Below are 24305 nucleotides of genomic sequence, written 5' to 3' on the forward strand. Positions count from 1 at the left end.
ATGGCGAATCCCGCGCTTGCGGCAGACGCAAGACGAGAGCGGCGGTTCTTCCTCTCACTTTCTCTGCCGGCGCTGTTCATCGTTGGGCTGGCTGCGATACTGCCTATCCTGTGGATCATCCGGCAATCGTTCCTGACCACGGATGGCGAATACACTCTCGGCAACTACGAGAAGGTGCTTTCGAGCGGGCTGACATGGTCGGCACTGGTCACAACCCTTGAATTGTCCCTGGGCACGCTGGCGATCTGCATTCTTCTCGGTACTCCCCTGGCGCTCGCCCTGGCCAGCGCCAGACCTAGGGTGGCCAATTTGCTGATGGCCTTCGTCATGCTGCCATTGTGGACCTCCATTCTGGTGCGCACCTATGGCTGGCTGGTGCTGTTGCGGCGCGATGGCCTGATCAACGCAACTTTGACGGGTTCAGGCCTGACAGCTGAGCCATTGCCGCTGGTCTACAATTTCACGGGAACGCTGATCGGCATGGTTCACTACATGCTGCCGCTCTTTCTGCTGCCGGTTTATGCCGCGATGCGCGATATCGACGCCAACCTCATTCGTGCGGCGGCGAGCATGGGCGCCACTCTCGGGCAAACGATCCGCACGGTCATTCTGCCGCTTTCGGCCGGCGGCATCTTCTCGGGGTCGATCATCGTCTTCATCTATACGCTCGGCTTCTTCATCACGCCGGCGGTGCTGGGCGGCGGCAAGGTAAATCCTCTCTCCACCCGGATCGAGCGCACGCTATCGACCTTTCAGGATTGGGGGTCGGCGAGCGTCCTGGGCATTCTGCTCCTCGTTGTCATGGCTCTGATCGGTGTGATGTTCCTGTCGGCACGGCGACTGCTGACGCGCGACGGTGCGTCCCATGCTTGAGGCCTATCCGGACAACAGGCTGTCCCGCATCTGTCTGTGGGGCTTTTCCGCACTCGTGCTGGCGTTCTTGATGCTGCCAACGCTCGTGGTCGCGCCGCTGTCCTTTTCGGCGTCCGACCTTCTCGAGTTCCCGCCGCGCGCATATTCATTGCGCTGGTACGATCATTTTTTCGGTTCGGCGACGTGGATGGCTGCGCTCAGGACGAGCCTGGTTCTTGGAACATTGACAGCTATGCTCGCGGTACCCTTGGGGCTGCTGGCCTGCATTTCGATAAATCGGCTCGGCGGAAAGGCCGCTGTTACCATTCAGGGCATTCTGCTCACCCCGTCCATCGTGCCAGGAATCCTGCTTGCGATCGGTCTCTTCTTTGTGCTGGCGGCGCAACATCTGGTCGGAACGCTATTCGGCGTGCTGGTCGGGCATGTGGTGTTGGCCATTCCTGTCGTGTGCATTGTGCTGTTGCCCGCTCTGGCCCGCTTTGACTGGAACCAAGTTCAGGCGGCGCGCAGCCTCGGCGCGAACTGGGCGAGAGCCATCGGCGGCATAATTGTCCCGCAGCTTCAGATCAGTCTGCTGTCGGCCATATTGATGGCCTTCCTGACATCACTCGACGAATCCGTCATTTCGATCTTCGTCTCGAGTGGTCAAAACAGCACGCTGCCGAAGCTCATGTTCATATCTCTGCGCGATCAGATCGATCCGACCATCGCGGCGATCTCAACGGTGTGGACCGCCATGGTCGTGGTCGTCGTCTTGATCGTGACTTTACACCAAAAATCATGACTGAAATTGGAAACATGCTCACAAATCAGATAGCCAGTGATCCGGCGGATCACGCAGCGGACATACCTCAGGTAGGACTGGCCATCATCACCGGGTCGGCAAACTGGGGGCTGGCCTTCCCGGAAGATATCGAATTCGATGGTGTGCGCACCTTGCGGCGTGACATTAGTTTTGAAACGCCTTTCGGCCGCAGCGACAACTGGAAGCTGATCGAGTTCGATGCCTCGATTACTGCGGAAGGCAGAACGAAACGTGCGTTGTGCATGTATTCGCACGGCAATCCGCGCGACCATATCGACCATTCCTGCCATCGCCGGGCGTTCTGGGTGTTGATGAACGCGGGTGTAAAGCAAGTCCTAGCCTGCTCGACCGTTGGAGCCGTCAACAAAGCGATTCAACCCGGCGACATGGTGGTGACTGCCGATATCATCGAACTGACGCAGACGCCTTTTTCACTGCTTCCAGACCGCCAGAGCTTTGACTGCTCGGGCAAGCAGATCGTATGTCCAAGATGTGCGGCGGTTCTGGTTGAGACGGCCCGCCGTCATTGGCCAGCCGAATGCCGGGTTCATGGCATCGAGCAGCAGTTGGTGGCTGCCCATTGTTACGGGCCTCGACTGACAACCCCAGCCGAGGCTTTGGCTTATCGAAGCATGGGCGCGGATGTGCTCAACCATTCCATCGCCCCCGAGGCGACCCTGTCGCGCGAAATCGGCGCTTGTTTCGTGCCGCTTGCGTTCGTGACCGCGGGTTTCAACGACTATATGGACCGCAGTCGCCAGGAATTGCTGCAGGAGCATGTGTTGCCGAGCCTCTCCATGACCGCCTCGCGGGTTGCGCTGGAGACCGCGGCACGACTTCCAACTGATCCTGAATGCTCTTGCCAGGGCTTGAAGTCGCCCCAACCGGCAGAGCGCTCCAGCCGCTTCTAGAGTATAAAGGGCGCAGATGAGCTCGCGCCGATCTTAGCTTGCCGGCACAAAAATACCGGTGATGGCCGGGTCGCCGTCTGTCGTGACCAGGCCGCGCGCCGTCAGATCCTCGAGATGGGCAAGCACCGACAATCCGGCGGCGCCATGCAGCCGCGGGTCGGTGTCCCTGTAGATCGCCTTGACCATGTCCACGATCGTCCGGTCCCCCTCTTTGACCCGCTCCAGAATGGCGCGCTCGCGCATCTTGCGATGCGTCTTCAACCCGCGCATGAAAGCGCGCGGTGCTGTCACCGGCCCGCCATGTCCTGGCAACAGCAAGCGGTCCCCGCGTTCGATCAAGCGGTCCAGCGAGGCCATGTAGTCGGCCATCGCCCCGTCCGGCGGGGCGACGATGGAGGTTGCCCAGGCCATGACATGATCGGCCGAAAACAGGATGCCGGTTCCCTGCAGCGCGAACGCCGCATGATTGGCGGTGTGGCCCGGGGTCAGAACCGTCCTGATCGACCAGCCGTCGCCGTCGACCACCTCGCCGTCGGGCAGGGCGACATCAGGGATGAAAGCCGTGTCGGCACTGGCATCGAGCGCATTGGTCTCGCCGATATGCAGGGCTCTTGCCGGCCGGTGCGGCCCCTCTGCCAGCACGAGGGCGCCGGTGCGCTCTTTCAGCCGGGCCGCCAGCGGGGAGTGGTCGCGATGCGTGTGGCTGACGAAGATATGGCTGACCGGCCGGCCTGCGATCACCTCGATCAGGGTCCGCAGATGCGCCTCGTCCTCCGGCCCCGGATCGATCACCGCCAGCGTATCGCGGCCAACAACGTAGCTGTTGGTGCCGTGAAAGGTGAAGGGGCTTGGATTGCGGGCCGTGATGCGCTGGACATCGGGCGCGACATTCACCCCCTGGCCATAGAAGGGGTCGAAGCCGGTATCGAATTTCAGTGCCATGCATCGGTGCCTTGTTTCGGGAAACGGCAAAACCGATTGCCGCACAACACGCAAGCCAATATAGGAGGATGTGAGGCCGCGAACATCGGAGTGCGGCAATCGGATTGGGGAAATACCATGGCAATTGCAACTACGATGCGTCCGCTTGTTTCTCTGGCTCTGCCGCAAAACGGCGCGGCGCGGCTGGCAACGCAGCTTTTCCTGGCCATCGCCGGAACGCTTGTGCTGACACTGTCGGCCAAGACCAAGGTAATGCTCGGGCCGGTCGACATTTCGATGCAGACGCTGGCCGTGCTGCTGATCGCCGCCGCCTTCGGCATGCGTCTCGGCGTCGCCACCCTGCTGCTCTACATGGCCGAGGGCGCCATGGGCTTCCCCGTCTTCCAGAGCACGCCTGAAAAGGGTCTCGGCATTGCCTACATGCTCGGCTCGACCGGCGGCTATCTCGCCGGCTTCGTGGTCATGGCGGCAATTGTCGGCTGGGCGGCGGATCGCGGCTGGGACCGCCATCCAATCAAGCTTTTCAACGCCATGCTGGTTGGCGAAGTCGTCATGATGGCAATGGGCTTTGCCTGGCTGGCGCTGCTCATCGGTCCGGAAAAGTCGTGGCAGTTCGGCGTCGTGCCGTTCATCGTCGGCGACCTGATCAAGGTGGCGCTCGCGGCAAGCCTGGTGCCGGCCGTCTGGACGCTGCTGAAGCGCGGCTGAAGCGCGCGATCGAAGAAACGGCCAGGGGCAATCAAGCCACTGGCCGGAGCGGCGTCACTGGCGGATTTCCGGTCTGATGTCCGCCAACCTCGATAGATTGTCGGTTAGATCGCCCTAGACGCTGCGACATCTTCAGTAATGATCATTAAGTCGCTTTATTAGCCTAGGCTTTTCAATTTCCCGAACTGTTGATCTGAGAAATAGATGCTTGCTGGCGCGACCGCGCTGTCGTAGCTCTTGGTCTTCGACTGTATCGAATCGCCGGGGGGCGAGACGTCCGATTCGTTGTTGTGAACGATCAGGTCAGATGCGCTATCGCGCTGGTCTGTCGCCGATACGGCAGCTTCGGGGAAGGGGGGAAGACGTTGAATGTCGCAGCGTCGACTATTGTCGGAAGCCGGCACTTCCTGTTCAGGATTCGGTTTCAACTGCTTGGCGGACTGACATTCGCGATTTTTGCGCCGGCGATCATCCGGATTGTCTTCAATCCTGAATTCATCTATTCGGCCAATCTTCAGGTAACAGTAGCCGCTGCGGTCATCGCGCACCTTGTGGGCTTCTTGTCTTATCGCCGCATCGGAAATTTCCCAGGCGTGGCCGCGGCAAGTTACATCTTGCCGACATTTGCCCTGTCCTACGGGGCTGTTTTCCTGACCATCTTCTTTTTTCGGTTCGAGTACAGCCGGTTTCAGGCTGCCGCCAGTTTCACGCAGTCCACGCTCTGGTACTTCGGCCTGAGCCTGTTGACGCGGCGTCTCGATCCGTACCGGCTCGTGGTGATTCCCGGCGGAGATGTCGAGCGCCTCAAGACGTTACCGGGTGTGCATTGGTTTTGGATCAAGTCGACCAGTACGATAATCGAAAGAGCCAGCGGCGTGGTCGTTGATCTGCGTGCCGATCTTGGCGCGGAATGGGAACGATACATCGCGGATCGGGCCCTTTCGGGAACGCCCGTATACCACGTCAAGCAGGTCAGAGAGTCGCTGACCGGTCGGGTCGAGATCGAGCACCTGTCGGAAAACACGCTTGGTTCGCTCAATCCGAACCAGGCCTATCTCAAGATCAAGCAGGCGGTCGACTGGGTCTCGGCACTTGTCTTGATCATCGTTCTTTCCCCCGTTCTGGCGTTGATAGCGCTGCTGATCCGGCTGGATTCCGATGGTCCTGCGCTGTTTCGCCAGCAACGCATGGGCTACCGGGGCAAGATCTGCACGGTCTACAAGTTTCGCTCGATGCGCGAGCACTCTGGCGCCGGCAGCGAAAAGGAAAGGGCGATCACCAGGCACGACGATGACCGCATCACCAGAGTCGGGCGTTTCCTGCGAAAATCCAGGATCGACGAACTGCCGCAGGTCATCAACATCCTGCGTGGCGAAATGAGTTGGATCGGGCCGCGGCCGGAAGCTGTCGTGCTGTCGCAGTGGTACGAGGCTGAGCTGCCATTCTACCGCTACAGGCATATCGTCAGGCCGGGCATAAGTGGGTGGGCACAAGTAAATCAGGGGCATGTGGCTGCCGTCGATGACGTTATGGAAAAATTGCACTATGATTTCTATTACATAAAGAACTTTTCGCCTTGGCTGGACGTTTTGATAACTCTCAAGACGCTGAAAACGATGCTTACCGGCTTTGGTGCGAGATAACCAATGCGAAGCATGGCTCTGGAATAGCAAGCGCAGGAAGCAGATGGATCTCGCCTCCAGGAAAATAGCGATCATCGGGCTTGGCTATGTCGGCCTGCCGCTGGCGGTCGCCTTCGGCGCCGGCAGGGATGTCGTCGGTTTCGACATCGACCAGTCGAGGGTGGACGCGCTGAGGCGTGGCGACGACCATACGCTGGAAGCCAGCAGCGATGAGATCAGTGCTGCGTCGCGGCTGACATTCACCACCGACAAGGCCGATCTGCGCGATTGCGGGATTTTCATCGTCACGGTTCCAACGCCGATCGACAGGGCCAACCGTCCGGATCTGAAACCGCTGATCATGGCATCGACTTTTGTCGGCGAGGTCATATCGCCAGGCGCGGTGGTGATCTTCGAATCGACGGTCTATCCCGGCTGCACGGAAGAGGTGTGCGCGCCGCTGATCGAGAAACATTCGGGCCTGCGCTACAATGAGGGGTTCTTCCTCGGCTACAGTCCCGAGCGCATCAATCCGGGCGACCGCGAGCATCGGTTGCAAACGATCGTCAAGGTCACCAGCGGCTCGACGCCGGAAGCGGCCGAAGGTATCGATGCGCTCTATGCCTCGATCGTGCCGGCAGGCACACACCGTACCTCGAGCATTGCGGTCGCCGAAGCGGCCAAGGTCATCGAGAACACTCAGCGCGACCTCAACATCGCGCTGATGAACGAGTTGTCGCTTATCTTCGGCAAGCTCGGCATCGACACGTCCGAAGTGCTGGAAGCCGCCGGCACCAAATGGAATTTCCTGCGCTTCACGCCTGGTCTCGTCGGCGGCCACTGCATCGGCGTCGATCCCTACTATCTCACCCACAAGGCCCAGGAACTCGGCTATCATCCGGAGGTGATTCTTGCTGGCCGCCGTATCAATGACGGCATGGGTCGGCACGCGGCGGATCAGACGGCCCGCCTGATGATGCGCAAGGGAATACCTGTCGTTGGCAGCCGGATTCTGGTGATGGGCGCGGCCTTCAAGGAAAATTGTCCGGACCTGAGGAATTCCAAGGTCGCCGATATCGTTGCCCAACTGAAGGAATACAACGCCGGCATCGACATATGGGACCCCTGGGTCGACGCGCAGGAATGCGCGCGTGCCTTCGGCGTAGCCAGCATGAAGGACATTCCCGACATGCGTTATGACGGCGTTATCGTGGCCGTCGGCCACAGGCAGTTCCGCGCGTTAGGCGTCGACGGCCTGATGGCGCTTTGCAAGACCCCGGGCGTCATCTACGACATCAAGGGTCTGTTCCCCAGGCATGTCACGGATGGGCGTTTCTGATGAAGGTTCTGGTCACCGGCGCGGCCGGCTTCATAGGATATCACGTAGCGAAGCGGCTGCTGGAGCGCGGTGACGAGGTCGTCGGCATCGACAACGTCAACGACTATTACGATCCGGAGATCAAGGAGGCGAGGCTGCGGCTTCTGGACGAGGCGAGCCGCAAGACCAATGCCGGCTATCATTTCATCCGCGGCAATCTCGCCGACAAGAGCGTGGTCGACGCCTGCTTTGCCGACCATGCATTCGACCGGGTGATCCATCTCGCCGCCCAGGCCGGGGTTCGCTACAGCCTGGAAAACCCGCATGCCTATGTCGAAAGCAACATCATCGCCTACACCAACATGCTGGAGGCCTGCCGCAACAGCGCCGTCGCGCACCTGACCTATGCCAGCACGTCGAGTGTCTACGGTGCCAACACCGACATGCCGTTTTCCGAGCATCGTCCGGCCGACCATCCGCTGCAGTTCTACGCCGCGACCAAGCGCGCCAACGAACTGATGGCGCACAGCTACAGCCATCTGTTCGGATTGCCGACGACCGGGCTTCGCTTCTTCACGGTGTATGGTCCCTGGGGTCGCCCGGACATGGCGCTGTTCCTGTTCACCAGGAACATCCTGGCCGGCGAGCCGATCAAGCTGTTCAACAACGGCAACCACACGCGCGACTTCACCTATGTCGATGACATCGCCGAAGGCGTGATCCGCGCCAGCGACAGCCCGGCCACGGGCAATGCCGCCTGGGACTCCAGCCGTCCCGATCCGGCCACAAGCAGCGCCCCCTGGCGCATCTTCAACATCGGCAACAACAACCCGGTGAAGCTGACCGCCTATGTCGAGGCGCTGGAAAACGCGCTGGGCCGCAAAGCCATCGTCGAACTCTTGCCGCTGCAGCCCGGCGACGTGCCCGATACCTTCGCCGACACCTCGGCGCTGGAGCAGGCGGTCGGCTACCGCCCGGCGACGACGGTGACCGAGGGCGTCGGGCGGTTCGTCGAGTGGTACAAGGCGTATTTTGCGCGGGGATAAGGCTCGGCGTTTCCCGGCTGATCCGCGCTGTTCCATGATCGCGTAACCAGGAGCAGATGGAATCGATACGGCTCGCAAACAGGCAGTCTGCAATCCATTGCAGTCCCAGGCGCTATTGAGCGTCTGCATCCCCACGTTCAATCGGCGGGATCGCGTTGCGGCGCTGGTTCAGCAACTGTTGCGTACGGACTGCCCATTGCAGATATGCGTCCATGTCGACGGTTCGACCGACGGAACGAACGAAGCGCTTGCGGAAATCGCATCTCGCGATGCCAGTTTGGTGGTCACCACCGGCCCGAATGACGGCAGAGGCCGCGCGATGTTTTCGGCGATTGCTTCCGCCACTGGCGACTATTGCATGGTCTTCGATGATGACGACGATCTCTTCACCGATCGCCTGCCGGAAGTCTGTGAGCACCTCTCGCAGAGAGGTGTCGATGAGAAGATTGCGGGTTTTGTGTTCTCGATGGCTCTTGGCCACCCAGAGACGGCAGCAGAGCCGTTTCCGTCGGAACGGACAAACCTGATAAAGATGCGGGCCGACGAACGGGTGGTCGGCGACAAGAAGGAGGTCATCAAAACTCCTTTGCTTAAACGGGTTGCCGTGCCCCCAGCGGGGCGGTTCCGCCGCGTTCCAACATCTCTTCTCTGGTCCAGATTGGCGATCGAATACGACGTTATCTGTGTCAATGTCGAGATTGGACAAAAACGATATTTGCCGGAGGGGATGACGGCAAGGATTCGGCTTCTTCAGCGACAAAATGCATACCCGATGTTGTTGCTGAACTTGAACTACATCAAGGCGTTCTGGCTAGGACGATATCGGTCAGTTCGGTTCTTGGGCAAGGCGGTTCTTGCCTGTTTGAGCTTTGGTGTCTTGAGTTTCCCGTTCTTGCTCAAGAGGTCATTCGTGCGGGTGACTTCATGAAAGAAGCCAGCCTGTGGAAGTTGGTGGAAGCCATCGTAATACGAATTGTTCCTGGTCTTCTGAACATAGCGACGTTGCTGTACATCGGCAGCCATCTGGAGACTGGACAGTACGGTGTTTTCAGCACGACGATTGCGACAGTTTCATTTATTTCGACACTTGTTTTTGGAGTCGCGACCTATTCGATAATGCCGGTTTCCGCAAAAATGCATGCCGCGGGAATGGGTAGAGAGTACGTATCGTCCATTTTGACCGTGCTGGCAGTTGTGGTGTTGTTTGTCGTTCTGGCTGGACTGGCAATGACGTGGCTGGGATTTGGCAATGCCGTTGCCGCGACCATCATCGTTTCTTTCGGCTTGCACACCGCACTTCAAGAGATTTTGAGGTCACAACTGCGTTTGTGGGCGTACGGTTGGTCGGCGATTGGCCAGGCCGTCGCATACCAGGCAGGAGCCATAATCCTGCTTGTCGGCGATGCGAAAGTAGGCTCGGCTCTTGCAGCCTTTTCGCTCAGCTATTTCGTCGGAGCGCTGATTTCATTTGCCTTCCTGGGACCTATGAATCTGAGACGGCCTGGCTTTTCCTATCTTGCCGGGTCTCTGGTTACAGGCTGGGGATTTGTGTTGAGCAATCTGGCCGAGAGCGGCGTGTTTGTCGGCATTCGATACATTGTTTTGTTGCTTGGCTCCGAGACCCATCTCGGTGTCTTCTCGTTTTGCGTCGATCTTTCACAACGGTCCGTCGGCTTCTTCATGAATGCGGCCAGCTTCGTATTTGTGCCAAGGGCGTTTCTCAGTGCCGCAAATGGAAACGTCAGGCAGTTTCGGCGCGGACTGTTCGAGGGAGCGGCCATCGCACTCATTTTTGCGACCGTGGCCGCGGCCGGAATAGTTGGCCTGTTTTTCTCGGGCCATGCATCCGGATGGCTGGGGAAGTCTTTTGATCCTGTGGTGTTCGGGATCGTTTCTTGTGCTGTTCTGGTCAACAGGACGAAAAAAGTGATCATCGATCCGTTTGCGCTTCGGTCGAGCAAAGCGATGGCGTTGACCTATTCCTACGCGATAGGGGCGTTGGCTTGCTGTTGTCTGGCGGCATTGGGCCTTTGGTGGCGGGTGCCTCTTGGCAGTGAAATGGCATTTTTGTTCGGATATGTCGTTGCCGCTGGCTGTTCCTTTTTCGCATTGAGGAATGTGATTGCAGATCAAGGGCCTGGTGCGAAACAGCGCACCGTTTTGATGGTCGGTCCGGATGCCAGAAATGAATGAGAAGAAAGCATTCTACGACGAGAAAAACAGGCGCATCGTCCATGTCGGCACGGTGGCTGATGACGACTATTGGGATTCTCACTGGGCCGAAGGGATTGTCTTGAGGCCGGATCGCTTTGTCGTTGAAACCACCAAGCGATACCTGACCGGATCGGCCAAGATCCTGGACGCTGGATGTGGCTTGGCCAATACGGTCCATGGCCTCGACCAGGCAGGCTTTTCCGCCTACGGGATCGACTTCGCGCAGAAGACCGTGGGGATGGTGAATCGTGCCGCGCCCCATTTGCAAGTGACCGTGGGGGATGTTCGAGCGACGGGCTTCGCGGACGAATTCTTCGATGGGGTGTGGTCTCTGGGGGTGATCGAGCACTTCTTCGACGGTTACGATGAGATCGCATTGGAGATGAAGCGCATCATCCGGTCAGGAGGAGTTGCCTTCGTGACAGTGCCGAGCATTTCTCCTCTCCGACGGCTGAAGATCAGAATGGGTCTCTATCCCAGGTTTCCAGGTGAACAGGCCGGATTTTACCAGTTCGTTCTTGAGCCGTCTTCGATTGTTTCCAGTTTCGAACAGCACGGCTTCAAGCTTCTGGAATCACAGCCGAGGGGAGGCTTCAAGGGGCTGAAGGACGAGACATTTTTCTCCAAGCCGATGCAGGCCTGGTACGACAGCAAGAATGGAATCCTGAGAGGCTTGCGTGCTGCTGTGGACCGGTTGCTCGGCCCATTTTCGCATCATACGCGGCTCTACGTCTTCCACAGGATATAGCGCGGATGTCAAATCCGAGTGGGCGCAGATCGCCAAACGAAACCGGTGGTGAAGCAGTGTCGATATTGCGAAAGTTTGTTCGCGCGAATGTGGCCATTTCCGAGTTCCTGGACAGTGCTCTGCCGCAGCGCCTTCGCATCGACGGCAACCGGACCTTTGCGACGGAGATAGCACCTCCCTTACTTACTTCAAACGCACGGGTTTACGATCTTGGCGGGGGTGCCAGGCCGTTCGTCAGTCTTTCGGAGAAGCGGCGCCTTGGGCTTTTTGTCGTTGGGCTCGACCTCGACGCGGAAGAGTTGTCGAAAGCGCCACGCGGAATATACGACGAGGAGATTGAAGCGGACCTTACCTCGTTTAGGGGGAGGGGCGATGCTGACGTCGTCTTTTGCCAGGCAACGCTCGAGCACGTCCGTGATGGCGAGGGCGCCCTGCGCGGCATTGCCAGTTGCGTGAAACCGGGAGGCATGGTTGCCATTTTCTCGCCCTCGCGCAACTCCGTTTTTGCCAGATTGAATCGGGTCCTGCCGGAGGGGATGAAGCGACGGCTGCTTTTTGCGATCTATCCTGAAAAGGGCATGGGTCATGACGGTTTTCCGGCTTTCTACGACAAGTGCTTGCCCAGCGACGTCGAGACAATCGCAGAACGGAACGACCTGGAACTTGTCGAGCGCCGTCTGTTCTGGAAAAGCTCCTACTTCTATTTTTTCGTGCCGGCCTTTCTTGTCTGGCGCATCTGGTTAGGCGTTTCGGCCCTGTTTCTCCGCAAGGATGCCGCTGAAACCTACGCCTATGTCTTTCGGCGAAAACAGTGAGTTCCCGCGGCCCATGAAAAGGAAGCTCGCGCTGATCGCCATTCCGCTCGACAGAAGAGGCGGTGCCGAAACCATCCTGAAACTTGTTGCGCGCGCACTCGCGAGGCGACCCGACTGGGACGTCGAAATCGGCTTCTTGGGTAGCCAGGCGGCGGGCGAGGCCGCTGGATCACACCAGGACGGAATTCGGTGCAGCTACGGCTATGGCGGCGGCAAGGCCATGAGCGAGTTTTTGCTCGCCCCGCGGCTGATCCGGCGTCGGTACGATTTGGTGTTCTCGAGCCACGCACGGGTAAACTCGTTTCTGGCTGCCGCCCGATGCGTTGGACTTCTCCGCAGCCATAGGCTGGTCGCCCGCGAGTCCACGGTACTTCTGGATCGCTTCAAGGGTCCTCGCGCGCTCGCTTACAAGGCGCTCTATGCTGCCTATGGCAGCCAGGACATGATAGTCGCGCAAACGAGCTATATGAATGAACGCCTGCGTGACGTATTGCCCCGGCGAGCAATCGCCAAGCTGTGTACTTTGCCCAACCCGGTCGACGAAGATCTCATCGTCAAAATGTCCATGGAAGCATTGTCCGGGCACGACGCCGAGATACTTTCCCGCCGTCCGCAGATAGTCTGGTGCGGCCGGCTGATTGATGTGAAGCGTCCGACGATCGCGGTTGATGTGCTGGCCGAAGTCAGACGAAGGACCGGCGAGGATTATGAGCTGACCATGGTTGGCTCTGGCCCCATGGAAGCGGAGTTGAGAGCCCGCGCCGGCAAGCTTGATCTGACCTCGCGAGTAAATCTGCTCGGCCAGAGAGACAACCCGTTTCCGCTGTTTCGCGCAGCGCGTGCCGGCATGCTCACGTCGGCGACGGAGGGATTTCCCAACGTCCTTCTGGAAATGATGGCTTGCCGGATTCCCGGCATCGTCACCACCCCCTGTGCGGGAGATCTGGACATGCTGTCGGGCCTGGAGATTTCAGCCGGCTTTGGCGCGTCGGAAATTGCGGAAGCACTGCTGAAGGTCATTCAAGGCGGTGATCGGTCGGCCTTGTACGGAAAGACCTTGTCGGAAAGATCGCCGGATCGGTTTGCGGATATGCTGTTGAGAACGCCGTTGTCATATCCGGGTGGGCAGCGATGACGGCCGTTGCTCGCAACAAGATAGTCGTCTCGATAAACACATCCTGGAATGTCGTCAATTTTCGCAAGGGACTGATCGAGGCGCTGCGGAGCCGCGGCTGTGACGTGGTCGTCGTCGCGCCGAGAGACGAGTATTCTCCGCTGATTGCGGCCATGGACTGCCGCTATGTCGAACTCGACATGGACAATTCCGGCACGTCACCGTTGCGGGATTTGGTCCTTCTGTGGCGCTACTGGCGTCTCTTGCGGCGCGAGAGACCGCTGGCCTTTGTCGGCTTCACGATCAAGCCCAATGTGTTCGGCTCCATCGCGGCCAATCTGAACGGCATTCCCGTCATCAACAACATTTCGGGATTGGGGACAGCGTTCGTCCGCGGTGGTCTGCTGCTCAGGATTGCCAAGGCCTTGTACCGGGTGGCATTGGCCCGTTCCAAAATGGTTTTCTTCCAGAATGACGATGACCGGATGCTGTTCGTCGACGAACGCCTGGTTCGCAAGGATCGAACCGCGCTTTTGCCTGGCTCCGGCATCGACCTCGTGCGTTTTGCCCCTTCGCCCGAAGCGCGCACCGGGTCTGGCGCCATCATCTTTCTTCTCGTGGCCCGGCTTCTCTGGGACAAGGGTGTCGGCGAGTTCATCACGGCGGCCCGTCGGGTTTGCCGTGAGGTGCCCGGAGTGCGTTTCCAGCTACTCGGCTTTCTTGATGTCGAAAACCGGACCGCGGTCAGCCGCGAACACGTGGAAAAATGGGTTGGCGAGGGATTGGTCGAATATCTCGGCTCCACCGACGATGTGCGGCCTTTCATTGGTGCCGCGGATTGTGTCGTGTTGCCCTCCTACAGGGAGGGAACGCCGCGCTCGCTGCTCGAGGCGGCTGCGATGGGCAAGCCGCTGATCGCAACCGACGTGCCAGGATGCAGGGAAGTGGTGGACCACGCGGTCAATGGCTTCCTATGCAAGGTGAGGGACCCTGATGACCTTGCGAGCAAGATGGTCGAGTTTGCGCGGCTGGACGACTCGTCCAGGGACAGGATGGGAGCCCAGAGCAGAAACAAGGTCGAGCGGCAGTTTTCGGAAACGATCGTCATCGAGAAGTACATGCTGCAGATAGAAAGACTGAGCGCCCTTGCGACGAAATGAGCGGACCGGCCGCACAGGGTCGGAGGGAGGATGGTTTTGTCAGTCAGGAGCATAGCGTTGCTTGCCGTCGTGGCAGTTTTGTTTGGTGTTGGCTTTCTGGGCATCATCGTGATGCAGAGGGGCCGCCCGTCCCCCGCGAAGCCGGTAGCCGAGCTCAAGCCGTTTGACGGCAAGCTCGCCATTCCATCGGTCGATGATCTGCGTGTCGGCGGTCGCAAGATCCTGCTGTGCGGGGCGGCGTTTTCCAGGCCTCAGGCCATGCGCCTCCTGGTGACGGAAGCGGCGCGCCGAGACTACCAGGGGCTCGTCCTGGCCTGCAAACCTGTCGGTTCCGGAACACCTTGCGACGGCAAGATCGCTTCCAGGGTTGGCGATACCCTTGTTGTGCAGTGCCTGACGGCTGAGGGCGAAGATTTGGCCACCATACTTACGCGGGGCGGAATTCTCTGCGGCCAGCCGGTTCAGGCCGGCGCAACGTACAAACCTTGCTGAGCAGGTCGCCAGTACAGACCGGAGACTCTTACGGCGAAGTGAGTGGGTCTGGTTCTTAAGCTGGCCGGCTGCCCGCATTTGGGTATTTATGGGCCCTTTATTGGGTCTGCCGGTTCTTGAATTTTTCGGGTATTTTTGGGTACATTTGTGGGTATGACCCTGAAGATCGACTCTCTGCAAATTACCACCGAGATCCTTGCTCTGGTCTCGGAGATCGACGAATTCAAAGGGGCTTGGCGAGCGCTGGGCGCGCTCGCTCCGGAGCGCCTATCGGCTCTGCGCCGCGTTGCGACCATCGAGAGCATCGGCTCTTCTACCCGTATCGAAGGAAGCAGGCTTACTGACGGCGACGTGGAGCGGCTGCTCGCCAACCTCGACATCAAATTCTTTGAGTCCCGAGACGAGCAGGAAGTCGCCGGATATGCGCAGATCCTGGAAATGATCTTCGCGCATTTCGATGCGATTGATCTGACCGAAAACCACCTGACACAGCTACACCGTGACCTGCTGGCGTTCAGCAACAAGGATGAACGCCACCGCGATGCATATAAGACGCTCGCCAACAATGTCAGTGCGTTCGATGCCGACGGAAAAGAGATCGGCGTCATCTTCGAAACGGCGACGCCTTTCGATACGCCGAAGCGGATGAAAGAGCTTGTCGATTGGACACGCGACACACTCAACAAGCAAAGCCTGCACCCTCTGCTCGTCGTCGCAATCTTCACGGTGGTGTTTCTGGAGATACACCCATTCCAGGACGGGAATGGACGGCTGTCGCGCGTTCTGACGACGCTCCTGCTGATGCGCAGCGGATATGCGTATGTGCCTTACTCTTCCCTCGAAAGCGTGATTGAGAACAGCAAGGAAGGCTACTATCTGGCGCTACGCCAGACTCAAAAGACGATCCGCAGCCCGAACTCCAATTGGCAGCCATGGGCTGTGTATTTCCTGCGCGCTCTGCAGCAGCAAAAGCGGAGATTGGAGAAAAAAATCGAGCGGGAACGTCTTGTGCTCGGCACGTTGCCGGAACTCTCTCTGCAAATCGTTGAGGCCATCAATGAGCGTGGGCGCATAACCATCAGCGAGATCGTCAACCTGACAGGTGCAAACCGAAACACCGTCAAAAAACACTTGGCCATTCTGGTCGAAGCGAACCATCTGGCCCAACATGGAACCGGCAAGGGAACGTGGTACGGCCAAAATAGGCGGTAAAGGCGCCAAGTCTGAGGCACGTCGACTTGGTGAGTTGGATCGCGGTTGAGGCATGGAGCAGATCTCTATGGCGGGAGAGCAGGAATGGGTAGCGGAGCCGGCCGCCTACCCCGTTGGCCGCGATTGGTATCGAGCCGATCTCGAATTACATGCTGTCAGCACGACCAACGGTCGAATCGCGCGGCTGCCATCAAGGAATATCTACCGAAAAATGTGTCGATAATTCAATATATTAGGTTGGTTGGCGAAAGGTTTGGCGCGCTCAGCTTGGTCAAAGCTTATCGAGCCAGTCACCGCGGAAAGGAGACCTCAAATTTTTTTCCGATAGTAAGAAACCTGTGACAGGTAGTCGAAGACTATTAATGCGATCTGGCTAAAGTACTGTGCTTTGACAGACACGCGTCAGCTTAAATCGCCTCGCGCGCGCGAAACAGGTTGGAATTGTGGCGAAAAACTGGTACGCGCTGATGCAATGCCTTTGACTGGGTGCGTCTGAAGTGGTGCAGCAAGAAGGGACCGAAGACTGATGAGCCTTGTGTTTAAAACTGCGCTTGCCGTATTTGTCGTGTCAATCGGGTTTGGTTCAGCTTCATCGTTTGCCCAGGATGCTTCGTGCAGCTGCGCGACACCCTATCAAGGTTCGGCAAACCCGATCGGATCCATCCGTTCCGCCACCGGTGATGTGATGGTGTCGCAGACGGCGGGCTATGGCGCTGCCAAGGTTGGAAGCGCGCTCGATTTCGGCAGCCGTGTGGTGGTTGGCGCCAACGGCGCGGCCTCCGTTCTGGTCGGCGGCTGCAATCTGGAGGTTTCGGCCAATTCGAGCCTCGACGTTTCCCGCCTTGGCAACAACATTTGCCTCAAGCTTGTCGGCTCTGAGAAGACGGCTGCTATTCAGCCCTCCGGCGGCGGCGCCGGGTTCGGTCCGCCGGAGGCGATTTTCGCCGGGGCGCTTCTGACGTCTGGCGTGCTCGCGGCGACGCAGGACGACGACAACGGCGTCAGCCGCTGACGAAGATATGGCGGCGTCGGCCGCTGTAGAGAAGGGTCTGGAAAGGTCGGCGGCCCGGCTGGTTTATTGGGTTTGTTAACCATATTGTTCTATTGCTTGGGGCGGGGCGGGCTGTAATTCGTACCAACAGGGCGAGTTACAGGTTTTGGTGGGGTAAAATGATGAGTTGCCATCGGTTCGGGGTTGCTTTTGCTTTTGTTGCATTCGTCGCAGGGGGCGCCCTGTTCGCCGCGCCCGAGGCTGTAGCTCAGCAAACCTGTTCCTGTCTTGCGCCCGTGCCGGCGTCCGCAGACGCGATAGGTCGTCTTACGCAGGTCCGGGGTGATGTCCAGATGTCCCAGGCCGGCGGCTATGCAGGGGTGGATGCCGAGGCGCCGGTGTATGCGGGCGCGCGCATCATGACCGGGGCGCAGGCGTCTGCTTCGCTGGCTATCGGAGCCAATTGCGCGCTCGATATTCCAGCCAATGCCACCGTCAAGGTCGATCCTATCGAAGGCGGCATGTGCGTTTCGCTTGAGACACCGTCTGCGACGATCGTACCCGCCAGCTCAGAACCTGGCATGTTGCCGGTTCTCTTGGGCGGCGCCGCCGTCGGTGGTGCCGCCGCCCTTATTATCGGCCTGCAGGATGACGACGACGCGGTCAGCCGATAGGCGGGATACGACCCCCGCTGTTTTGCGTAAATTTGTCAAATGCGTCATTCGCCTTCATGCGGGTGACGCGTTTCTATTTTGTCGAGGCGAAGCTTTGCCTCCTCTCAACCAGAAACGCCAATGATCGATCTGCATTCACATATCCTGCCCGGTCTCGACGACGGTTCTCCTGACTTGGCCATGTCGCTGGAGATGGCACGGCTGGCAGTGGCCGACGGTACAACGCATATGGCATGTACGCCGCATGTAATGCCTGGGGTTTATGAGAACGCCACGCCAAAGATTGCCGGGGCTGTTCAGGCGTTAGAACTGGAGCTTCATCGCGCTGCCATACCGCTTACCCTATATGTTGGCGCTGATGTTCATCTCGCGCCTGATCTCCCCGATCGATTGAGGCTTGGTACGGTGCCGACTCTGAACGGATCCCGCTATTTCCTGTTCGAACCGCCACATCACATTTTGCCTCCGCGGCTCGAAGACTTCGCCGCCCGTCTCATAGGCGCCGGCTTCGTGCCGATCCTCACTCATCCAGAGCGGTTGACCTGGATCAAGGCGAATTACGACGTCATCGAGAGGTTGAATACGCTAGGCTGCCTTATTCAGCTCACGGCTGATTCTGTGACGGGGGCCTTTGGACGTACGGCGCTCTACTACTCGGAGAAGCTGCTGGATGAGGGCAGGGTGGATATTGTCGCCTCCGACACCCACGGCGCCAGCCGGCGGCGGCCAGGGCTTTCGCAGGCGGTTGTCGCCATCGCGAACCGGTGTGGGGAAGATGAGGCTTACAACATGGCAGTGAAACGCCCGGACGCGATATTGCAAAATCGGCCGCTCGTGCCCATCGGAAAGCAAAGCCCGAGAAAATCGGGGGGCAGCAGTGCGGGGCGGTTTGGCGGATTGGGCCGGTTGTTTAAGAGCGGGGCTCTTTGATGGGCATTTTCGATCTCGCAAGAAGTCATGCGGGCACCGTGCCCGCTTTGCTCGCATCGCTAGCAATATCTGCCTGCGCAAGCACTTCGTCGACATCGACGTCCTCCACCAGTTCTGTCGATGCGCTGCAGCCGACGGCGTCTTCATCGGCGCTCTCTGGCGGTGGTACGCTGCAGGTGGTCAAGGATCTCCCGCCGCCGCAGAATACCCAGAACGGCAGCGAGCAGCCTCTGTCTGCCAACGATGTGCTCGAGGTCAGTGTGTTTCAGGTCGATAATTTGAACAGAACAGTTCAGGTCGACGCGGGCGGACAGATTTCGCTTCCGCTGATTGGGACCATGACTGCAGCCGGCAAGACCGTTCGTCAGCTCGAGAAGGAAATCGAGACTGCCTACGGTGAAAAGTACTTGCAGTCGCCTGACGTGACGATTTTCGTCAAGGAGTCGATTGGCCAGCGCATCACGGTCGATGGTGAAGTCAACAAGGCCGGCATTTATCCGGTGTCCAGCAGCGCTTCCTTGCTCGACGCGATCGCCCTTGCCGGAGGGTTCAATCCGGTCGGTGATGCCGGCAAGGTCTTCGTCTATCGCAATGTCGGCCAAAACAAGCTGGTCGCAAATTACAATGTCGAGGAAATCCGCGCCGGCAAGAACCGCAACCCGCGCATCTATGGCGGCGACGTGGTCGTCGTTTTTGCTTCGAAGTCGAAAATCGCGATGAACAATTTGAAGGATGCGCTGGGCCTCGCCTCCAGCGCTGCCCGCATTGCGGTCATTCCGTAGACACGGACAACCCCAGGATCACCTCGCGCATGCTCGATCGCAACAGGCAGCCCCAACTTGCCGGACCCGGACATGGCCAGGCCCTGTCCGCGGACTCCTATTACGACGTGCCGCAAAACTATGGTCCCTATGGTCGCGACTATGCGGGCCAGGATGAGGGGTTCAACCCGCTCAAGCTGCTTTTGTACATCGTCCAGTATCGCTGGCTGATCGTCATGATGGCGGCGGCCGGGCTCGTTGCCGGCGTCATCGTGACGATGATGCAGACACCAAAATACCTGGCGACGACGCAGCTCGAAGTTCTGGTGCCTTCGGCGAAAGTGTTTCAGGACATTGAGGTCGTTTCCGAAAACAGCGACGTCCGGGCCTTCCTGACCGCTCGGGAGAAGCTGAAGAGCCGGGCATTGGCTCAGCGCGTGGTGTTCCAGCTTGGGCTTAGCGAAAAACCGGATTTTCTGTTTCCGACGCCGAGCTTTTCCCCGAGCAATATTGTCTACCGTGCGTTCGGGATGTCCAAGTCACCCTCCATTGAGGAGAAAACGCCCGAAGAGCGCGAGGCAATTGCGATCAAGCGCATCCAGGAAGATCTGACGGTCAATCTGGTCACCAATACGAGCCTGCTATCGATCACCTTCGTCGATCAAAAGCCGAAATATGCAAGCGACGTTGCCAATCAGGTCGCGCAGAGCTTTATCGATCAACGTCTCGATCAGACCAGCGAGACCTCTGATCTGGCACGGCAGTTCATCCAGGAACAGGTTTTGCAGGTGAAGCAAAAGCTGCAGACCTCCGAAGAGGAACTGGTCACCTATGCAAAAGATGCCGGCATCACGGTTACCGGCGATGACAAATCGCTGATCGGCTCCAACATCGAAGCCCTGAACACCGCTCTGGCCACTGCAATCCAGGAGCGTCTTGATGCGGGGCGGGTGGTCGATCAGATAGAAAAAGGCCGCGGGTCGAGCCTCGGTCCGGTTCTGGAAAGCGAAGGTCTGCAGAAGCTTAGCGAAAAGCTGGCGGATCTGACCAGCCAGTATCAGCAGAAATTGGGCATCCTGAAGCCCGGTTTTCCGGAAATGCAGCAATTGCAATCGCAGATCAAGGAACTCCAGCGAATCTACAACAACGGCGTGCTGGCGATAACCGATTCGTTGCGGCTGAAATATCAGGAAGCACAGAACAAGGAAGCCGACCTCAAGTCCAAGCTCGCGGAGATGGAGAGGCAGCAGGTCGTCTTCAACGACAAGAATATCAAATACACGATCCTGAAGCGCGAGGTCGACTCCAACCGGTCGCAGTATGACAGCCTTATCGCCAAGCTGAATGAAGTCGGCGTCAGCTCGGAGCTCAAGACGCAAAGCGCTGCGATAGTCGATTTCGCTTCGCTGCCCACAGCCCCCTATTCTCCACGTCTGAGCATCAACCTTGCAGTCGCTCTCGCGCTTTTCATGGCCCTGGCTGCATCGAGCATCTACATCATCGAGTTGCTGAACAATACTTTCACCAACCCGGAGCAGATCGAGAAAGAGCTGGGGCTGGCGATGCTCGGCATCCTGCCGCTTGTCGGTGACCGCGAACTCATAGCCAGCATCGCCGATCAAAAATCCGGGCTCTCCGAGGCCTATCGTTCGCTGCGAACATCGCTGCAGTTCTCCGGTGCGGAGGGCGCGCCGCGATCGCTGCTGGTGACCAGTTCGGAACCGTCGGAAGGCAAGTCGACCACGTCGTTCAAGCTTGGCCAGGATTTCGCGGCACTCGGCGCAAGGGTTCTGCTTGTCGACGGCGATCTCCGCAAACCCAACCTGCACCGGCTGTTCGGCCTCGACAATGCGATCGGGCTGAGCAACCTGCTGACTAATACCGTTCGCAAGGACGATCTGCCGGGCATTTTCAGACCGACGAAATACCCTAATGTCACCGTGCTGACGTCCGGAACGATTCCGCCGAATCCGGCCGACCTGCTCTCGTCGCCGAAGATGGCGTTGATCTTGACCAATCTAGGCAAACGCTTCGATCTGGTCATCATCGACGCCCCGCCGGTCGTCGGTCTTTCCGATGCACCAATCCTCAGCCGGCTTGCCGAAGGCACATTGATGGTCGTTTCGACCAATCAGGTCACACGCAAGTCAGCCAAAACGGCACTCAAGCGTCTGCGCTCAGCCGGTGCGAACGTGATCGGAGCGGCAATGTCGAAATTCACGGTCAACAAGTTCGATTACAATTACGCCTATAAATACATGAACTATCAGTACTACGACTATGGCGCGAGTACCCCGAAAATTGAGGGCAAAGTCGATGACGGAGCAGGCGAGCCCGCTCACGCGAAATCTCCGGCGTTCAGGCGTTTGGTTCGTCGCCTCCGTTCTGGTGTTGGCGGTTTCGTCGATAGGGCTAAGTCGGCTTCTTGAGTCGGAAACGCCGGCCGTCTCGCTTGCGCTCGATCCGTTGAACATAGATGCCTTGATAGGCGAAATTGCCGGTCGGCTGAGCGAAACAGGCGACGGTGTTGATCTCGATGTCTTGGCAGCAAAGGCGAGGGGCGCGCTTCGTTTCAACGTGGCGGACGCCCGGCTCTACAGCCTGATAGGCGAGATTGAGTATCGACAAGGCGAGAAAGACGAGGCTTTTGAACTCTTCGACCAGGCTCGAAAGCTGTCCAAGACTGAAATCCATTCGCTTCAGAGATCGATCGATCGCTCGATCGAGATGGGCGACCTGTCAAAGGCCGTCGCCGAGATCGACACGTTGCTGCGCCGGTGGCCGGACACATTTCCAGTCATTGCGGCGGGCTTGCCGGCTATTCTTTCAAACCCGGACGGATATCAGGCTGTCCTGGCAGCCTTAAGGATCGAGGCACCGTGGAGGTCCAATCTTTTCTCCGCTCTTGGTAAGAATCCGCGGGGCCTGCGCGTCGCAAATCAACTGTTGCTGGACCTTACCGGATCGAGCTCACAACCGACGTCGAAGGAATTGTCTGCCGTAATCAACGGTTACATCCGGCAGAAGGAATACGAGGCGGCCTATCGGCTGTTCCTGTTCAGTCTGTCCGATCAGGAGCGGACACTGTCCGGATACATTTTCAACGGCGGCTTTGAACAGATCCTCAGCGACAAGCCATTCGACTGGCAGGTTCGCGACCGCTCCGGTCTGGAAATTACCTTTGCCGGGGCGCGCGATGTCGCAGAAAGCGATAGCGGAGCGACTGTCCGATTCCTGAATACGCCGGTGAAGAACGCCGCGCTCCAGCAATATGTCGAACTGCCTCCCGGCTCCTACAGGATTTCCCTGATCGCCTCCGCGAGAAACCTGAAGCTGCCCAAACAGTTGTTCTGGTCCATCAGATGCGCGGATCCGGCGAGCGAAATAGCTCGGTTCAACATTCCGGAGGGCACATTCAATCGGCGGCAGTTGAGTCTGGATTTCGCGATCGGACTAGGCGCGTGTCCCATGCAAGTGTTGCGGCTGGAAACAGCTGCCATCGCTGAGAGCTGGCGATTTCGATACGTTGGCACGTTGGTCATGCACAAATTGAGCATCGAAAGAGTTTCATCTTGAGAGAGCGGTCAGCCCGGTCCACGGAATGGGAAAAATATCTGCTTGGGTCGGTTCTTTTCCTGTCAGTGCTGATTGGCGGCGGCACCGCGAGCGGTCTCTACACCGATGCGCTGATCGAGGTGGCGGCGATTGTCGCGGCCGCGGCCGTCTTTTCAAGGCCGTCGGGGCACGGCATCCCTCGCTCGGCCCTGTGGTTGCTTGCTCTGGGCCTTGCCGTGTTCTGTTTTCAAATCGTGCCGCTGCCAGCCGCCCTGTTGAGCGGCTTGCGGCCTGAGGTTCTACTTGCAAATCCGTGGCTGAGCGGTGAAACCGGGCTGCGTTTCGTCAGTGTCGGCGTGGGACGTACGATCGAGTGTCTGTTGTACTTCCTGGCGATGGCTGCATTCTTTCTGAGCGTCACCCGCCTGCGCCCAGATCAGGTCTACGGCCTTCTGCCCTTCTTTTTCATGGGTGTCATCTGTAACGGACTGGCTGCGGCGATCCAGTATTCGCTCTCCGATACGGTCGCCATACAGGGTTTGTTGCCGTTCACGATCAATGCCGGACTGTTTGCCAACCAGAACCATTTTTCAGCTTTGCTTTTCGTCTCCATCCCCTTCGTCGTCTACTACGGCCTGTTTCGCGGGCATCTTCTGTCCGGGTCGCTCGGCTTGATAACGCTGCTGCTGTTGCTTCTTGCCGCCGGTTCGCGCGCCGGTATTCTGATAGGACTGGCGATCACCATAATATCAGTCGTCTTTCTGTCCGCGCGCTCGAGGCTGGGCGGGTATGGAATACCCGCTGTCTTCATCGGGCTTTCGCTCTATACGATCGGGGCGTGGACGAAAATCGATGCGGAAGTGGTTGACCCGGCCTTTGGACGGGCCGAATTTGCCCGCACGACGATCGCGGGAATTGAAGAGAACTGGGCGACGGGCGTGGGCTTTGGCAGTTTCCCAAAAGTCTACCAGATTTACGAAAAGGGAGAGATGATCTTCAAGCCCTACGTCAATCACGCCCACAATGATTATCTGGAATTGGCACTTGAAGGTGGCGCACCTGTTGTCTTTCTGGTCGCAGCTTACTCGATATTGCTTTTTGCGTTTTCCGTCACGGCACGGCGAGATCCGCTGCAGAAAATGGCGTTTCTCTCAGTATCGTTTCTGCTCGTTCATTCCCTGGTCGATTATCCCATGCGAACGGCGGCGCTTGCGATGACTTTCGCCTATATGAATGGCATCATCTTTCACAAGGGATTCGCTGGGCGGTTAAGCCAGAGAGGCGAGTCGACCGAGGCCCATGATGACAATCTGCTTGTTCCCGTCAGGCCGGCTCTGGCAAGACGATAGCAATGCGTCGCCTGGAATTGGCGATGGATTGGCGCCGGATAGTGACCCGGTCGTTTGCCGAACGC

Annotated in this window: 24 protein-coding genes; 22 read left to right on the forward strand and 2 right to left on the reverse strand. The window is 58.5% G+C overall.

Features of this window, described 5'->3' with window-relative positions:
• Genes AC0L24_RS02515 through AC0L24_RS02525 form a run of 3 tightly spaced genes read left to right on the forward strand, consistent with a single transcriptional unit; the run spans position 1 to position 2589 of the window.
• Positions 1-873: an ABC transporter permease gene (locus tag AC0L24_RS02515; RefSeq protein ID WP_245481910.1), complete on the forward strand. Its 873-nt coding sequence runs from the start codon at positions 1-3 to the stop codon at positions 871-873.
• On the forward strand, positions 866-1657 hold the full coding sequence (locus tag AC0L24_RS02520) for an ABC transporter permease (protein ID WP_127810985.1): 792 nt from the start codon (positions 866-868) through the stop codon (positions 1655-1657). Before AC0L24_RS02515 ends, AC0L24_RS02520 begins: the two co-directional genes overlap by 8 nt.
• Complete coding sequence (locus AC0L24_RS02525) at positions 1654-2589, forward strand: phosphorylase family protein (RefSeq protein ID WP_245481760.1); 936 nt, start codon at positions 1654-1656, stop codon at positions 2587-2589. Before AC0L24_RS02520 ends, AC0L24_RS02525 begins: the two co-directional genes overlap by 4 nt.
• 33 nt (positions 2590-2622) lie before the next feature.
• Here AC0L24_RS02525 and AC0L24_RS02530 read toward each other — a convergent pair whose 3' ends face one another.
• Complete coding sequence (locus tag AC0L24_RS02530; protein WP_127327126.1) at positions 2623-3531, reverse strand: MBL fold metallo-hydrolase; 909 nt, start codon at positions 3529-3531, stop codon at positions 2623-2625.
• A gap of 117 nt (positions 3532-3648) precedes the next feature.
• Here AC0L24_RS02530 and AC0L24_RS02535 point away from each other — a divergent pair, with 117 nt between their 5' ends.
• The 15 genes from AC0L24_RS02535 (at position 3649) to AC0L24_RS02605 (ending at position 18575) form a co-directional block, all read left to right on the forward strand.
• The gene (locus AC0L24_RS02535; RefSeq protein WP_023808554.1) at positions 3649-4239 is read left to right on the forward strand and encodes a biotin transporter BioY; all 591 of its coding nucleotides are present in this window, start codon (positions 3649-3651) and stop codon (positions 4237-4239) included.
• A 365-nt stretch (positions 4240-4604) separates the two neighbouring features.
• Positions 4605-5882, forward strand: coding sequence for a sugar transferase (locus AC0L24_RS02540; RefSeq protein WP_245481759.1), 1278 nt, complete (start codon positions 4605-4607; stop codon positions 5880-5882).
• A 43-nt stretch (positions 5883-5925) separates the two neighbouring features.
• Complete coding sequence (locus AC0L24_RS02545) at positions 5926-7200, forward strand: nucleotide sugar dehydrogenase (protein WP_127810984.1); 1275 nt, start codon at positions 5926-5928, stop codon at positions 7198-7200.
• Positions 7200-8225 carry an NAD-dependent epimerase gene (locus AC0L24_RS02550; RefSeq protein WP_127395597.1) on the forward strand — a complete coding sequence of 342 codons (1026 nt, stop codon included), beginning with the start codon at positions 7200-7202 and terminating at the stop codon, positions 8223-8225. The genes AC0L24_RS02545 and AC0L24_RS02550 overlap by 1 nt, the downstream gene beginning before the upstream one ends.
• 97 nt (positions 8226-8322) lie before the next feature.
• Positions 8323-9153, forward strand: coding sequence for a glycosyltransferase family 2 protein (locus AC0L24_RS02555; protein ID WP_164873884.1), 831 nt, complete (start codon positions 8323-8325; stop codon positions 9151-9153).
• A complete protein-coding gene (locus AC0L24_RS02560; protein WP_127810982.1) occupies positions 9150-10418 on the forward strand; it encodes a polysaccharide biosynthesis protein in 1269 nt (422 codons plus the stop codon). Before AC0L24_RS02555 ends, AC0L24_RS02560 begins: the two co-directional genes overlap by 4 nt.
• On the forward strand, positions 10411-11187 hold the full coding sequence (locus AC0L24_RS02565; protein ID WP_164748853.1) for a class I SAM-dependent methyltransferase: 777 nt from the start codon (positions 10411-10413) through the stop codon (positions 11185-11187). The genes AC0L24_RS02560 and AC0L24_RS02565 overlap by 8 nt, the downstream gene beginning before the upstream one ends.
• A 5-nt stretch (positions 11188-11192) precedes the next feature.
• The gene (locus AC0L24_RS02570; protein ID WP_473563386.1) at positions 11193-12002 is read left to right on the forward strand and encodes a class I SAM-dependent methyltransferase; all 810 of its coding nucleotides are present in this window, start codon (positions 11193-11195) and stop codon (positions 12000-12002) included.
• Positions 11980-13137 (forward strand): glycosyltransferase, encoded by a 1158-nt coding sequence (locus AC0L24_RS02575; protein WP_292692712.1) that lies wholly within the window; start codon positions 11980-11982, stop codon positions 13135-13137. Before AC0L24_RS02570 ends, AC0L24_RS02575 begins: the two co-directional genes overlap by 23 nt.
• Positions 13134-14276: a glycosyltransferase family 4 protein gene (locus tag AC0L24_RS02580; RefSeq protein ID WP_127810979.1), complete on the forward strand. Its 1143-nt coding sequence runs from the start codon at positions 13134-13136 to the stop codon at positions 14274-14276. The genes AC0L24_RS02575 and AC0L24_RS02580 overlap by 4 nt, the downstream gene beginning before the upstream one ends.
• Before the next feature lie 57 nt (positions 14277-14333).
• Positions 14334-14768, forward strand: a complete 435-nt coding sequence (locus tag AC0L24_RS02585; RefSeq protein ID WP_127810978.1) for a hypothetical protein — start codon at positions 14334-14336, stop codon at positions 14766-14768.
• A gap of 153 nt (positions 14769-14921) precedes the next feature.
• Positions 14922-15980: a Fic family protein gene (locus tag AC0L24_RS02590; RefSeq protein ID WP_473563387.1), complete on the forward strand. Its 1059-nt coding sequence runs from the start codon at positions 14922-14924 to the stop codon at positions 15978-15980.
• A 685-nt stretch (positions 15981-16665) separates the two neighbouring features.
• Positions 16666-16992 (forward strand): hypothetical protein, encoded by a 327-nt coding sequence (locus AC0L24_RS02595; protein ID WP_245481758.1) that lies wholly within the window; start codon positions 16666-16668, stop codon positions 16990-16992.
• A 332-nt stretch (positions 16993-17324) separates the two neighbouring features.
• Entirely contained in the window at positions 17325-17645 is a 321-nt protein-coding gene (locus tag AC0L24_RS02600; protein WP_127268328.1) for a hypothetical protein, read from the forward strand.
• Between the two features lie 120 nt (positions 17646-17765).
• Entirely contained in the window at positions 17766-18575 is an 810-nt protein-coding gene (locus tag AC0L24_RS02605) for a tyrosine-protein phosphatase (protein ID WP_127381370.1), read from the forward strand.
• Between the two features lie 25 nt (positions 18576-18600).
• Here AC0L24_RS02605 and AC0L24_RS02610 read toward each other — a convergent pair whose 3' ends face one another.
• Entirely contained in the window at positions 18601-18759 is a 159-nt protein-coding gene (locus AC0L24_RS02610) for a hypothetical protein (RefSeq protein ID WP_164752261.1), read from the reverse strand.
• On the opposite strand from AC0L24_RS02610, the gene AC0L24_RS02615 reads away from it, so the two are divergent.
• From AC0L24_RS02615 to AC0L24_RS02630, 4 genes are read left to right on the forward strand one after another with little or no spacing between them, the layout of a single operon-like run.
• Positions 18752-19357 carry a polysaccharide biosynthesis/export family protein gene (locus tag AC0L24_RS02615; protein ID WP_224696614.1) on the forward strand — a complete coding sequence of 202 codons (606 nt, stop codon included), beginning with the start codon at positions 18752-18754 and terminating at the stop codon, positions 19355-19357. The genes AC0L24_RS02610 and AC0L24_RS02615 overlap by 8 nt on opposite strands.
• 29 nt (positions 19358-19386) lie before the next feature.
• Positions 19387-21765: a GumC family protein gene (locus AC0L24_RS02620; protein WP_473563389.1), complete on the forward strand. Its 2379-nt coding sequence runs from the start codon at positions 19387-19389 to the stop codon at positions 21763-21765.
• On the forward strand, positions 21653-22912 hold the full coding sequence (locus tag AC0L24_RS02625; RefSeq protein ID WP_127810974.1) for a tetratricopeptide repeat protein: 1260 nt from the start codon (positions 21653-21655) through the stop codon (positions 22910-22912). The genes AC0L24_RS02620 and AC0L24_RS02625 overlap by 113 nt, the downstream gene beginning before the upstream one ends.
• On the forward strand, positions 22909-24240 hold the full coding sequence (locus tag AC0L24_RS02630; protein WP_127810973.1) for an O-antigen ligase family protein: 1332 nt from the start codon (positions 22909-22911) through the stop codon (positions 24238-24240). The genes AC0L24_RS02625 and AC0L24_RS02630 overlap by 4 nt, the downstream gene beginning before the upstream one ends.
• Positions 24241-24305 lie beyond the last annotated feature (65 nt).

The organism is Mesorhizobium sp. WSM4809, from assembly GCF_055811655.1.